This is a genomic window from Tatumella sp. UBA2305 (assembly GCF_002345795.1).
In the GTDB taxonomy this organism is placed as follows: Bacteria; Pseudomonadota; Gammaproteobacteria; order Enterobacterales; family Enterobacteriaceae; genus Tatumella; species Tatumella morbirosei.
In genome coordinates this window covers 417,296-430,765 of record NZ_DDVT01000015.1, presented here as the reverse complement: position 1 = coordinate 430,765, position 13,470 = coordinate 417,296, and the positions used below count along the sequence as shown (strand labels likewise).

General features: G+C 46.1%; 13 protein-coding genes. 8 read left to right on the top strand and 5 right to left on the bottom strand.

The features are described from left to right. The first annotated feature begins 69 nt into the window (after nucleotides 1-69). The 3 genes from B3Z23_RS08360 (at nucleotide 70) to B3Z23_RS08350 (ending at nucleotide 3,245) form a co-directional block, all read left to right on the top strand. Entirely contained in the window at nucleotides 70-561 is a 492-nt protein-coding gene (locus B3Z23_RS08360) for a M48 family metallopeptidase (RefSeq protein WP_294906714.1), read from the top strand. A gap of 764 nt (nucleotides 562-1,325) precedes the next feature. Beyond that, entirely contained in the window at nucleotides 1,326-1,619 is a 294-nt protein-coding gene (locus B3Z23_RS08355) for a hypothetical protein (RefSeq protein ID WP_294906711.1), read from the top strand. A gap of 408 nt (nucleotides 1,620-2,027) precedes the next feature. Further along, nucleotides 2,028-3,245: a lactonase family protein gene (locus tag B3Z23_RS08350; protein WP_294906708.1), complete on the top strand. Its 1,218-nt coding sequence runs from the start codon at nucleotides 2,028-2,030 to the stop codon at nucleotides 3,243-3,245. A gap of 337 nt (nucleotides 3,246-3,582) precedes the next feature. Here B3Z23_RS08350 and B3Z23_RS08345 read toward each other — a convergent pair whose 3' ends face one another. Beyond that, a complete protein-coding gene (locus B3Z23_RS08345; RefSeq protein ID WP_294906706.1) occupies nucleotides 3,583-3,915 on the bottom strand; it encodes a hypothetical protein in 333 nt (110 codons plus the stop codon). A 451-nt stretch (nucleotides 3,916-4,366) separates the two neighbouring features. Here B3Z23_RS08345 and hpxO point away from each other — a divergent pair, with 451 nt between their 5' ends. Continuing rightward, complete coding sequence (hpxO, locus tag B3Z23_RS08340) at nucleotides 4,367-5,524, top strand: FAD-dependent urate hydroxylase HpxO (protein ID WP_294906704.1); 1,158 nt, start codon at nucleotides 4,367-4,369, stop codon at nucleotides 5,522-5,524. A gap of 90 nt (nucleotides 5,525-5,614) precedes the next feature. On the opposite strand, the gene guaD is transcribed toward hpxO, so the two are convergent. Beyond that, nucleotides 5,615-6,937, bottom strand: coding sequence for a guanine deaminase (guaD, locus tag B3Z23_RS08335; protein ID WP_294906701.1), 1,323 nt, complete (start codon nucleotides 6,935-6,937; stop codon nucleotides 5,615-5,617). A gap of 509 nt (nucleotides 6,938-7,446) precedes the next feature. Between guaD and ydfG the strand changes: the two genes are divergently transcribed. The 3 genes from ydfG to B3Z23_RS08320 all read left to right on the top strand — a co-directional run bounded on the left by ydfG (nucleotide 7,447) and on the right by B3Z23_RS08320 (nucleotide 8,978). Beyond that, nucleotides 7,447-8,193: a bifunctional NADP-dependent 3-hydroxy acid dehydrogenase/3-hydroxypropionate dehydrogenase YdfG gene (gene ydfG, locus B3Z23_RS08330; protein WP_294906698.1), complete on the top strand. Its 747-nt coding sequence runs from the start codon at nucleotides 7,447-7,449 to the stop codon at nucleotides 8,191-8,193. A 135-nt stretch (nucleotides 8,194-8,328) separates the two neighbouring features. Next, nucleotides 8,329-8,673: a DUF1283 family protein gene (locus B3Z23_RS08325; protein WP_038020705.1), complete on the top strand. Its 345-nt coding sequence runs from the start codon at nucleotides 8,329-8,331 to the stop codon at nucleotides 8,671-8,673. 44 nt (nucleotides 8,674-8,717) lie between these two features. Beyond that, on the top strand, nucleotides 8,718-8,978 hold the full coding sequence (locus B3Z23_RS08320; protein WP_294906693.1) for a DUF1161 domain-containing protein: 261 nt from the start codon (nucleotides 8,718-8,720) through the stop codon (nucleotides 8,976-8,978). A gap of 51 nt (nucleotides 8,979-9,029) precedes the next feature. Here B3Z23_RS08320 and bioD read toward each other — a convergent pair whose 3' ends face one another. From bioD to B3Z23_RS08305, 3 genes are all read right to left on the bottom strand, one after another. Next, the gene (gene bioD, locus B3Z23_RS08315) at nucleotides 9,030-9,710 is read right to left on the bottom strand and encodes a dethiobiotin synthase (RefSeq protein ID WP_294906690.1); all 681 of its coding nucleotides are present in this window, start codon (nucleotides 9,708-9,710) and stop codon (nucleotides 9,030-9,032) included. Between the two features lie 99 nt (nucleotides 9,711-9,809). Continuing rightward, entirely contained in the window at nucleotides 9,810-11,033 is a 1,224-nt protein-coding gene (gene mlc / locus B3Z23_RS08310) for a sugar metabolism global transcriptional regulator Mlc (RefSeq protein ID WP_294906688.1), read from the bottom strand. Nucleotides 11,034-11,150: 117 nt separating this feature from the next. Next, a complete protein-coding gene (locus B3Z23_RS08305) occupies nucleotides 11,151-12,041 on the bottom strand; it encodes a LysR family transcriptional regulator (protein WP_294906685.1) in 891 nt (296 codons plus the stop codon). 92 nt (nucleotides 12,042-12,133) lie between these two features. Between B3Z23_RS08305 and B3Z23_RS08300 the strand changes: the two genes are divergently transcribed. Beyond that, nucleotides 12,134-13,396, top strand: a complete 1,263-nt coding sequence (locus B3Z23_RS08300; RefSeq protein WP_294906682.1) for an MFS transporter — start codon at nucleotides 12,134-12,136, stop codon at nucleotides 13,394-13,396. Nucleotides 13,397-13,470 lie beyond the last annotated feature (74 nt).

Genomic DNA, 13,470 nt, shown 5'->3' with positions numbered 1-13,470 from the left:
GCAATGCTACTGTCAGGCCGGGTCTGATAATGCTATATTAGTTTTTTATCAATTTTTAATTTGATTTTTATGACACAACTGCAATATCTGCACGGTTATCCTGCTTCCATTATCAGTCAGGTTCAGAGCCTCGCTGATCAGGGTAAGCTTGGCCGGTGGCTCGAAAAAAAGTATGCATCCCGCCACGATATACAGAGTGATAAATCGCTGTATCAATTCGTTGCCGAATATAAGCAACGATACCTGAAAAATGCCCCCGCCTTATCTAAGGTTTACTATGACAACAAACAAAATCCTGTCAGTGGCACGCTGGGCACTAACACCTTTGTATCACGGGTACAGGGTAGCAAACTAAAATCCAATAATGAGATCAGGATTGCAACATTGTTCCGCGAGGGACCTGAAGAGTTTCTCAGGATGATTGTGGTACACGAACTGGCTCATCTGAAAGAAAAAGAGCATAACAAAGCCTTTTACCAGCTCTGTTGTCATATGGAGCCAGACTACCACCAGCTGGAATTCGATCTCAGACTGTGGCTTAACTGGCGTGATCAACAGTAGCAAATATCAATAGTAAGATGACATCTGAAAACCTTATTATCACTCCCCTCAAACATGGCTCTGATGTCTGCTCATCATTATTCCGCGGGTTAAACGCTAAACCCTGGACGGCTCATCCGCGGAAAAACCGCCAGTACTGATAGTTAATCATTAGACGCGTGCAGGTAACGCTATTTGCCGCACCAGCTGCATTATGGACGGGGACTGAAATGTCCAGTCATGCTGGATTATTCATAACTTATGATTTAGAAAATCTTCAGTTACTTCTCTGATATCGGCTTATCGTAATGATTACACTTGCTTGTTACGACCCTGCGATGATAAAAATAAATCTATAAATTTCATGGTATTATGACTACCCCTGAATATCAGGTAGTATCTTCTCGTGTCCGTCATTAGTGCATTTTGCGTGTAATGCAAAAAAAAATGAAAAATTTCTAAATCAGTGATTGCCAAAAAACATAAACAGAGCTAACTTAAACCCATAAGTCGAAGCATACACCCATGAATTATAATCTGTCGGGCATAATATGCCGGCGCAGTACTGTTTTATATCATAATAGTTGTTTAATCGCATTAGCTCGCGGTTTCTTTTTTAAAAAGACACCATGTGGTGAGATATTTATTATTTCTGTAATATTAAATTGGCTCTTTAACCTGTCGATGTTTTTCATACGTACGATCAATGTGATTTTTAATAAGATTCATTATATTGTTTGTGAACCGAAATAATATTGGGTAACACACGATTCAGGGAGTCATAAATGAAATCACTTAGTGGTATGGGACTTGTATTCATATTATTTTTTTTGCCATCAGTTGCTTTTTCATACACCGGTAGAATTATATTTACCGGTTATTTGTATCAGCCACCCTGCATGCACAGTATTAGTTCAAACTCTGTGAGATTTAGTTGTCAACAAGGTAAAAATAAAGTTATCAGTAAAATATCTTTATCCTCAGGAAGCGGCTATCTTCCTATGGGATTAGGCACCAGTAAAGTTAAATGGATCAACCGGGAGCATTCCCTGGGGGTTCTTGAGATAGCCTATCGCTAATGACAATAAACCCACCATTCCCTTTGTTTAGTCGCATTATTCTCAGTAGATTGTGGATGTTTTTTGCTGCCATATTTTTATGATTTCGCTCGGCCGAGGGTATTTTTAAGTATTCAATTCTCTTGTCTGAACAGGAGATATCATGAATATCTACTCTGATCTTTATCTGTTTTTTATCGTTGTGAAATATTGGATATTGATAATATGACCACAGGTGCGGCATGCCTTTTCCTGGAAAATAACGCATTACTCTGTAACTCCTGGTTGTTCGTCCCCAAACAGATCCTTCATCATTGGTGATAAAATAAACACTGACACTTTATGTTAATTAGTGGTTGTTAAATTACTACCAGGTATCAGGTTAATGATGTATAAGTTGTTAACTCAAATCACTCATGTTAATAAATAATGAAAAGCCCAAGAAATAACCGGATTACAAACAGACTAAAACTTTCTTTAATCCCACTGCTGTTGAGTACCGGCATCAGTTATGCCGAAAACAGTTCTCCGCTGGCTCAGCCAGCTCAACATTTACCGACTCAGACTTTTCTGGTGGGTTCATGGACCGGGCAGGCAACTGGCGATATGGTTCAGAAAGCCATTTATCCGAGCCAGGGGATCTACCGTGTCCGTCTGAATAGTGATGGTTCTTTACTCCCTTTGGATATGTTAAAACTGGCTAGCCCTTCATGGATTGTATTTAGCCACAACAATAAATTTGCCTACACCACCAATGAAAATGATGCAGGCTCTGTTACTGCATTAAGAGTGGGAAAACAAGGTAAGCTAAGCACCATTAATCAGTCAGACAGTCTTGGTTCACAGCCAACTCACGCCACAATCACATTAGATGATAAATATTTAATCGCTGCTAATTACTCTGTAGCTCCCGGCCATGCGGGAATTACCCTGTTTCCTCTGCGGACTGATGGTGCAATAGAAGATGCAGTTCAGCATATTCCCTTTATTGATGGGTCGCATGTAGTTAAAGATCGTCAGGACGCTGGTCATGCTCATTCGGTGAATATGACCCCTGACGGAAAAATGTTATTCGTTGCCGACCTTGGAGCAGATACCGTGCATGCCTTCAGCTATCATGCGGAAAAATCACAACCTCTGACGCCAGAACCGGATTTCGATTTACATTTTAAACCCGGAGAAGGTCCCCGCCATATGACCTTTTCTTCTGACGGGAAATTCGCCTACATTAGTACTGAAATGTCGGCCAAAGTGCATGTTTATCGTATAGAGCACGATAAACTTTCCGAAATTCAGGTCGTCGACCTGACAGAAAGCAAAAATCCTGACGATAAGGGAGGAGCCGGAATTCTTTTCAGCCCGGACCATAAATTCCTGTATGTAGGTAACCGTCGCAAAGTTAATCAAATCGTAGTGTTTAAAGCTGATCCGGTTACCGGAAAATTAACGCTGACCAGGCGTTTTTCCTCAGGGGGTATTGAACCCAGAGCTTTTGCTTTTGATAAAACCGGACAGTACATGATTGTCGCTAACGTTTTCTCAAATAATGTGGTTGAATTGAGAAGAAACACCGAAAATGGTGATTTAACGCCCACAGCCGTGACTTTACAGATAGGCACCCCGACAGATATCAAGTTCGTTAATTAATATTAACCCGCTTTCGGGCGGGTTTTATTTTATTGTTACTCGCTGGCTTAATGTCGTTAAAATTGCAAGGTGAAAAGGCCGTTGTGAGTTTTGCCCCGAAGCAAGGAAAACTCGTTAGCCAGCAAATACTACTCTTCCCTACCCTAAATAACCTTCGGCTGTAGCAATATCCCAATCCCTTAATCATCAATGGGTAATCGCTATGGCAAAGATTTCACAGTTGAGTTCTTTTTACTCTGCTCCGATTCAGAAAAAGTAGATACTATGAGCAGGCCAAAACTAACTATGAAAATAGTAGGCTATGGCGTTAAAGCTAAAGTGATCTTTGATTTATTATCTACTGACCAGGAGCATCGTTAGCCCGGTACATTCTACAGTATCGCCAGGACTTGTAAGACAGGACTGGCGGTTGCACGAAAATTACGATGAGCATTGTAATTAACAAGCCTATACCCGTAGAAATAATGTAAAGTTGGTTACCTGAAAGAATTACCCAGATAAATACCACCATACAGCCGAAAAATACCCACATCACAATTCTAAAACGATTAGCAAGATCATGAATGGATTCACCCAAACTTCCTCCATAACTATCTACATTGTTTTTGATTTTTTGTAGATCAGCATGGCTAAAACCAGACTTCAGTAATGCTGCTTCACTCACTTTCATAGCATCTCACCTTCCATCCTTACAATGTAGATACTTCTCTGGAGCAAAGTATACACAAAACTTTCGGGAAAATAGGGATCACTCCATCCATCAGATGGTGATTTTTTGATAGATAAAACAGCATGATATCTTACCAGCGTGGTTTTTACACGATTGGCCCCCAACCCCCTAAGATGTCGTATTTGAGGCTTCGATCCCACCAGCCACTGTTCAGAGAATCTAAAAAGTTCTCTATTTTATGAAACAGTTGATTCATGAAGGATCATTTAAGTGCAATAAAAGCGCTCTGTTATTCCGAATGCACAACTTAAGTGCATGCCATCCCGGAGGAAACAGAGAATGTTATCATCATAACTAATTGATAATTATCAATTATAAAACAAATCCCGCCACGAACACCAACTGGTACAAAAGTTGCAGAACCTGCTTAGCCTTAAAAAAGGAGATTCAGATGAAAGCAATAATTATTGGCGCGGGTATCGGCGGGATGAGTTCGGCACTGGCGTTAAGTCGTTGCGGTTATGAAACCGAAGTTTTTGAAGCAGTAAAACAGATGAAACCTGTTGGAGCCGCAATTTCCATCTGGCCAAACGGTGTTAAATGTCTGAACGCCCTCGGGTTGAGGGATGAACTTAAGGCGCTTGGCGGTAATATGGCCTGGATGGCATATAACGATTATGCCAGTGGTAACCAACTGACCAGATTCAGTCTGTCGCCATTGGTTGAGCGTGTGGGTGAGTACCCCTATCCCGTTGCCAGAGCAGAGTTACAACAAATGCTCATTAACAGTTACGGCGCAGAGAGGGTTAATTTTGGTAAACGTGTCACCCGCGTTGATCAGGATAGTCATGGGGTACAGGTATGGTTTGATGACGGCAGCGAGGCCCGTGGCGATTTTCTGATCGCTGCTGACGGCACCCATTCGGTAGTCAGGGAATATGTGCGTGGACAGCCGACGGAACGCCGCTATGCGGGTTACGTTAACTGGAATGGATTGGTGACTGTCGATGAATCTATAGCTCCGGCCGATCAATGGACTACTTTTGTCGGCGAGGGTAAACGAGTCTCCCTGATGCCGGTCAGTGGAAACCGCTTCTATTTCTTTTTTGATGTGCCACTGGAAAAAGGTCTTGCTGAAGACCGTGAAACACTTAAAGATGACCTGAGTGGCTATTTCAGGGGCTGGGCTCAGCCTGTTCAGAAACTGATTAAGCTTATTGATCCGCAGACCACCAACCGTGTGGAAATCCACGACATTGAACCCTTTATGGAGTTTGTTAAAGGACGTGTGGCTTTATTAGGTGATGCCGCCCACAGCACGACCCCGGATATCGGTCAGGGAGGATGTGCTGCTATGGAGGATGCGATTGTTCTGGCGTCGGTTCTCGCTTCACACTCACTGGGAATTGAAGACAGTCTGCTGCGTTACCAGAACCGCCGTAATCTCAGGGTAAAAGATCTGATCCTGAAGGCGCGTAAGCGATGTGATATTACTCATGGTAAAGATCCACAGGCGACTGCCGGGTGGTACAGTGAACTTCGTGAAGAGACCGGTGAACGGGTGCTTGGCGGAATGTGCGAAACTATTGAAGGCGGCCCTCTGGGCTAATGAATTTCGGCCGGTGATACCGGTCGTTCCGGCAGGACCCTGTCCCCCTATTCCTGCCGGTCCACAATTACTCTTTTGATGACTCCAATGTCAGTTTTCTGTCGTTTCTTGCCGCCATACACACTGACCGTTTACCCATGTCTGAACAATGTTGCGATCATCACCGAGTGTCATCAGGACAAACAGCTGTTCATAAATGTCCTTACTGTTACTGCTCCGCATTGCCTGTAAAGGCGTTGCCTGTAAATCAATCACGATAAAATCAGCTTCTTTACCCTGTCCGAAATTACCAATCTGCTGGTGCAAATCCAGTGCATGCGCCCCTCCCAGGGTGGCATGATAAAAGGCTTCACAGGCATTAAACTTGTAATTTTGCAGTTGTTGAACTTTATAGGCATCACCCAGGGTACGTAGCAGACTAAAGCTGGTCCCGGCACCAACATCTGTCCCCATCCCTACCGGTATTCTCTGTTGCCGGGCTCGTTTAAGATTGAACAGACCACTACCCAGAAACAGATTAGAGGTAGGACAGAACGAGATGGATGATTCCGTTTCCTGCAGGCAATCCCACTCTGAGTCCTGCAGATGAATACAGTGCGCAAACACACAACGCTTACCTGTCAGTTGGTGATGATGATAGACCCCCAGATAACTACTCTGCTCCGGGAAAAGTTCACTGACCCATTCCGTCTCGCGGAGATTTTCACTCAGATGGGTTTGCATCCATATCCCCGGATATTTGTTACGTAATTCTCCGGCCTTTCTTAATAATTCCGGTGATGAGGTAGGCGCAAAGCGAGGGGTAATGGCATATCCCAGCCGGCCTTTACCATGCCAGCGTTCTATTAAGGTCTGTGTTTGTGCGGCACTTTGTTCGGGGGTTTCCAGTAAATTTTCCGGCGCATGACGATCCATCATGACTTTCCCTGCAATCAGCCGCATCGCATATTTCTCCGCCTCTACGAACAGCGCATCCACAGACTGGGGATGAACGGAAGCAAATACCAGAGCAGTGGTGGTTCCATGGCTGAACAGCTGGCGGATAAAGAATGCAGCCATCGCCTCAGCGTGCTCCGGGTCACCATACTGGCTCTCTACGGGGAAAGTGTATTGCTGCAACCATTCCAGCAGTTGTTCCCCATAAGCAGCAATCATTTCAGTCTGTGGATAATGAATATGAGTATCAATAAAGCCGGGCATAAGAAGCTTGCCCTGTAAATCGGTGAATGTCGCATTTACAGGGATCTGAGTGGTATCACTCCAGGCAGTCAGTGAACATATTTTACCGTTGTCAGTCACAAGTAATCCGTCTGGCAGATAACGAAACTGTTCAGATATAGACTTGTTTTCGCCCGCTATATCTGCAAAATCTACGAATGCACTGCGTATCGCCTGTAAGCCTGGTTGAGACATATGTTCCCTCTTTAACTCCACTGTAACCTCTGTGGCATGGGTAAAACCCGATGAATGCCGGTTTAACCGGCGAAAATGCTGATGAGTGTCTCCTGACAGTAGCGGATTTCCCCTCATCTGTTATCACCAATATATTCACTACAGTCGTCAATACTGCAATCACTGTGCCAGCCAGCACTGTTGTTAAAATTCATTATGATTCATAAAGATATGATTTTCTTCTTCGGAAAATCAATTTTTCTCAATCTCATTCAGTTGCAATCGATTGCGCCTCCTTGTACCAGGTTGTTGTGGTTATTTTGTGAATAATAATTACAGTAATCGCTAAAAATCATTACCTTAATAACTAAAAAACCTACCAGTTACGCACCATTGCTTTTTTTTCTGCACCTTTATGGGGCATTCATCCACATCCGTCTACCGCCAGTAGATAACGATTAAGAGGAATAGTTGGTCTATCAATGCTATGTTTTAATCTGCTAACGAGTAACTGAACAATAGGTGTGGATATGATTATTCTTGTCACAGGTGCAACAGCAGGATTTGGAGAAACGATTACGGCCCGTTTTATCGACGCAGGCCATAAAGTCATCGCGACTGGTCGCCGGACGGAACGTTTGGAAAAACTAAAAGATAAATATGGCGACAAGGTGTTAGCACTACAGCTGGACGTCAGGGACCGTGAGGCCATCGAACAAGCTATCAGCCAGCTACCTGCAGAATGGCAGGCAATAGACATTCTGGTCAATAATGCAGGTCTGGCACTGGGCATGGAACCTGCACAGAAGGCCAACCCGGACGACTGGGAAACAATGATTGATACCAATGCTAAAGGAGTGGTACTGGTTACCCATGCGGTATTACCTGGCATGGTCTCCCGTAATAAAGGCCATATTATTAATATTGGCTCTACGGCAGGTAGCTGGCCGTACCAGGGAGGAAATGTCTATGGTGCGACTAAAGCTTTTGTGCGTCAGTTCAGCCTGAACCTGCGTACTGATTTACATGGCACTGCGGTTCGTGTGACCAATATCGAACCTGGCCTGGTCGGCGGTACCGAGTTTTCAAATGTGCGCTTCAAAGGCGATGACAGTAAAGCCAGCGCTGTCTATGATGGTACCAAGGCGCTGACACCGGAAGATGTCACTGAAGCGGTGTACTGGGTTTCTGCCCTGCCCGACCATGTAAATATTAATACTCTGGAAATGATGCCCGTCTGTCAGACCTATGGTGGGCTGAAGGTTGCAAAACAGTAACCTCTGACCGTGAATCAGTGCAGTGTTTAACCATTGTAAAATGCCTGATCATAGTATCGCCGGTAAAAGTGTTATACTTTTGCCGGCCGGAACAGCAATGATGAGCTTTCCGATAAACGATAAAAGGAAACCAATATGAAAATAACCTCAAAAATGTTGCCTGTTATTCTCAGTGCTGTCCTGGGGGGTGGGTTTTTGGCCACTGTCACGGAAAGCCTGGCGGCAACACAGCATATTGTTATCGATAACGGCAATAATGCGATGACGAAAGAGGAAGCTCGTCAAAGCCAACAGCAGTGGGACGATACACAGGCACTGCGCCATAAGATAAACCAGCGGGCAGAAAAAGAATTTAATAAAGCAGATAAAGCTTTTGATACCCGTGATAAATGTGAACAAAGCGAGAATCTTAACGCCTACTGGGAACCGAATACCCTGCGATGTCTTGATCGTCGTACCGGGCGTCCTGTCACTCCCTGATCCTTTTTTGGGGGGCAGTTTTTATCAGCATAAAGGAGCTAAGTATGAAAAAGTCAGTTCTGTTAACCACTGCGTTGTTGATGGCTTTCCCGTTGCTGGCACAGGCTTCCTGTGAATCAGTGAAAGCGGATATCAGTAAAAAGATTATTGCGAATGGAGTTCCTGAATCTGGGTTCAGCCTGGATATTGTGCCGAGTGATCAGGCCGATCAACAGGATGGTCAGGTCGTGGGGCATTGCCAGAATGATACACAGAAGATTGTCTACAAGCGTCTGGCCGATGACGCTGGTACGCCGTCATCCTGACAGCAGCCAGCAGGAACATCGCCGGTGTTCCTGCTGACCCCTGACCTGCCTTTAAATATGATACGTCGGCTCGTGAAGTCGCGACAAATCAAGATATTTAGTTAAATCACGTTGCTCAGCCCTGGGCAGATAGGGTATTTCTCCGAGCAGTGGTGCCCCAAGATGTTTCTTTAATACATCAATAATACTGGCATATTCGGCCAGCCCCGGGTTAATGCGGTTAGCCACCCAGCCAGATAATGATAATCCATCGCTAATTATCGATTCCGCCGTCAACAAAGCATGGTTGATACAACCCAGTTTGATGCCTACCACCAGTACCACCGGTAGATTCTGACTTATCACCCAGTCAGAAAGTGGTTGTTCATTATTCATCAGACAATGCCAGCCACCGGTACCTTCGATTATCACCTGATCAGCCTGCCGGCTGATATCCGCCAGACCCCGGCTTAGCACACTGTAGTCGACACGGCAGCCCGGACTGGTGCTGATTTCATCGCCTTCCAGCGCAAATGGGTTAATACTCTGGTATGGCAAATCCAGTGAAGACGCCCGTTGCAGCAACAGTGCATCATTGTTACGCATCCCTTCGTCCGTCCTTCTGGCATTTTTCGCGACCGGTTTGTAACCGACACATTTTATCCCTTGCTGTGTCGCCACCTGTAATAATGCCAGTGATACAACGGTTTTACCCACGGCGGTATCCGTGCCTGTAATAAACACTCTTTTCACGTATGCTCCCAGGATTCACCAGTACGTTTTCAAAAATACAGAACGTATTCTAGGTTACTGAACAACATCATGAATTGCGCTAACGCAAGTTTAGGCTAGCTATCCCTGCAAAAGCCTGAGCAATAATTCGCCACTGTACAAGGCATCCTTGATCAGTGCCGTACCCGGCAAGGTGCCGGGAGTGTTGAATTCGGCAGGCCGCAGGTTCACCTGTCGACTGTAAGCAGGCAAGGCTTTACTCCTAATCGCGGCAGTAATCGCCGGATACAGAATTTCTGCTGCACTATTCAGGGGAGAACCGATAAGAATATATTGTGGATTGAAGATGTTGACCATAACTGCCAGACTGTGGCCAACATGCTGCCCTGCCTTAGTTATAATGTCACAGGCCAGAGGATCACCGTCCAGGGCTGCATGGCAAAGCCAGCGAATATCCCTTTCCTCGCAGTGCTGGTTTAACAGGCTGTCAGGCATCGAGAGCAACCGTTCCTCTGCCTGTTGCAGCAAACTTTCAGTGCCCACCACTGTTTCCAGACACCCCTGATTTCCGCAATAACATGACCAGCCACGGATATCGACTTGTGTATGACCAATCTCTACCAGCGCAGAACTGTTTTTATGCAGGAGTTGCCCGGAAGTGATCACTGCGGCCCCAACCTGTTTGTCCAGCACCAGCAGGATAGCATCCCGGACACCCCGGACGGCACCGAAGTAATGCTCCGCCAGCATTCTGGCAGAGATGTCATGCTGGATGTAGACCTTCAGCCCGGTATGGCGGCTCAGACTCTGTGCCAGAGGAATCTCTTCTTCCTGGTAATCGGGTAACCGGTGCACCACACCACTGCGGGCATTAATCAGCCCGGGAAGCGTAATAGTGATAGCGGTCAGTCTTTCAAGCACGGAATAATGACGGCTAAAAAAATGTTCAACTGCATTGATCATAACCACTGTCAGAGGAGTGGAAGGATCATCAGGGAAATCGTAGACCCCTCCGGTCACCGTTTTGCCATTCAGATCACGCAGAGTCATTAACAGACTGCGGTTTTGAAGGCGAATAGACAGAAAATGCCAGCCTTCACAGTCCAGCTCCAGCCCTGTCGCGGGACGCCCCCGGTTACCCGGTTCAGACATTTCACATTCACGGACCAGATGCGCTTCCATCATTTCACGGACAATCTTAGTAATACTTGCCGGAGCGAGTTGGGACAGTTTCGAAAGTTCAATTCGTGATACCGGTCCGTGCTGATCAATCAGGCGATATACGACGCCCGCATTAATCTGCTTAATATGATCAATATGTCCAGGCTGGCTTTCTTCAAACACTCACCGCCCCTCTGCTTTTATTCGCTGATCGAAATAAAAAGAGTATGAGGTTTTCTGCTAACGTATACGTCAGGGAGCAGTGTAAATGTGACTGGGTTCACAGAAGAATTGAGACAGTCAGTTTACAGAGGACATGAGTTCCAGCATATGTCGTAGAGGCGCTGAAATTTGCCGCTGTGCTGACCAAACTAACCAAACCTCAGAACGGGCATCCGGTTCCGACAATTCCAGCCAGACAATTTCATTGAGCCTGGCCCGGCGAAATGACGCCGGAAGTATAGAAACCCCAAGCCCGGTTGCCACCAGGCCAAGTATGGCCATTGCATCTTCGACTTCCAGAGTGATATTTGGGGTAATCTGGTAACGCAGCAATAAGCCGAGAATTTCTCCGTAAAGTGCTGTGCCGCCCTGATGATCAAAGAATACAAAAGGTTCATCGCGCAAATCGGTCACTGAGATTTTACGCAGGCCAGCCAGCGGGTGGTCACAATGAACTACCGCATACATGGCTTCCTTTTGTAGCAGGCAATACTGCATATCATCCGGGAGTTCAGTATTACGCATGATTGCCAGATCCAGTCTGCCTTCCTGTAATGGTACCAGTAGCTGACGGCTGTTCATCTCCTGCATATGAAGATGTACATCCGGATAGGCCAGCCGGTATTGATAAACCACTTCGGAAATACGCTTAATCAGAGGGGCTGATGAGGTAAAGCCGAGCCTTAACTCACCGCTGTCGCCATAATGTAACCGGGAGGCTCGTTCGCTGGCCTGTTTCACCTGAGCCAGAATGGCACGCGCATCATTCAGAAATTGTTTACCCGCCGATGTCAGTTCAACTTTCCGATTATTACGGGCAAATAATCGTGCATCAACGCTCTCTTCCAGTTGGCGTATTTGCTGACTCAGCGGTGGTTGTGAAATATTTAGCCGGCTGGCCGCCCGACCGAAATGCAGCTCTTCTGCCACGGCGATGAAGTAACGTAAGTGCCTCAGTTCAAGATTCATATTTATAGAATATTATTTGAGATTATTAATATATTAGACAACTTATTTAGCTTTTCCTAGAGTGAAAGGATATCAATCACTGAGGAATGTTCATGAACAGCACGACCCGGGCGACTACGCTTCCGTCTGCGGAAGAAGAGAGTCCTGCCCAACGCAGCGGTAAATCCCCTTATATCACCCGCGGCACTTCGTCTTTTATCCAGGTTACCGTAGCACTTTTTTCCGCCGGCCTTGCCACTTTTGCCCAACTCTATTGCGTTCAGCCAATATTGCCGGTGCTTTCCCATCAGTTTGATATTTCTCCCGCACTTAGCTCAGTATCACTCTCTGTTTCAACGGCTTTTATGGCTCTGGGCCTGTTAATCACCGGAACCATTTCCGATGCGATTGGGCGTAAACCGATGATGGTGAGTGCACTCCTGTTAGCAGCCTGCTGTACTCTGGCGTCAGGGCTGATGACCAGTTGGACAGGCATACTTATCATGCGGGCACTGATTGGTCTGTCTCTCAGCGGGGTGGCTGCAGTGGCGATGACCTATCTCAGTGAAGAAATTCACCCTGGCGTGCTGGCTTTTACCATGGGGCTCTATATCAGCGGAAACTCTATCGGTGGGATGAGCGGCCGTCTGCTAACCGGTGTAATGACCGATTTTTTTAACTGGCGGATAGCGATTCTCAGTATTGGTTGTTGTGCTCTGGCTGCAGCATTTATGTTCTGGAAAATATTACCTGATTCCAGGCATTTCAGAGCCGTGCGCTTACGGCCGAAAGTATTGCTGATTAACTTCAGACTCCATTTCCGTGATAAAGGTTTACCGTTACTGTTTCTTATCGGCTTTCTGGTGATGGGGGCGTTTGTCACTTTGTTTAATTACATCGGTTACCGGTTATTAAATGCGCCCTATTCTATGAGCCAGGCGACCGTCGGATTAATTTCAGTGGTCTATCTGGCCGGGTCATGGAGTTCTCCTAAAGCAGGCGCGATGAGTGTCAGGTTTGGACGAGGACCGGTATTCTTATTTTCGACGGGTCTGATGTTGGCTGGCGTACTGATTACTCTGTTTTCTTCGGTGTGGATGATTCTGCCTGGTTTGTTGATGTTTACCGGGGGATTTTTCGCGGCTCACTCTATTGCCAGCAGTTGGATAGGAGTTCGTGCTAAGCGGGCTAAAGGACAGGCATCTTCAATGTATCTGTTCAGTTACTACCTGGGGTCAAGCGTTGCAGGAACTTCCGGGGGGATCTTCTGGCGTCATTTCGGCTGGGCGGGTGTCAGCGGATTTATTTCTGTGCTGCTGATTCTGGCACTGTGTGTGGGTTATAAACTGATGCACAGAGTACAGCCAGCCCACTGATGATGTTCTGCTGCCGGTGAATTTCGGGCTACCGTCAGCAGAACTGTTCCTGTCAGGAACCTTACCGCGTAATA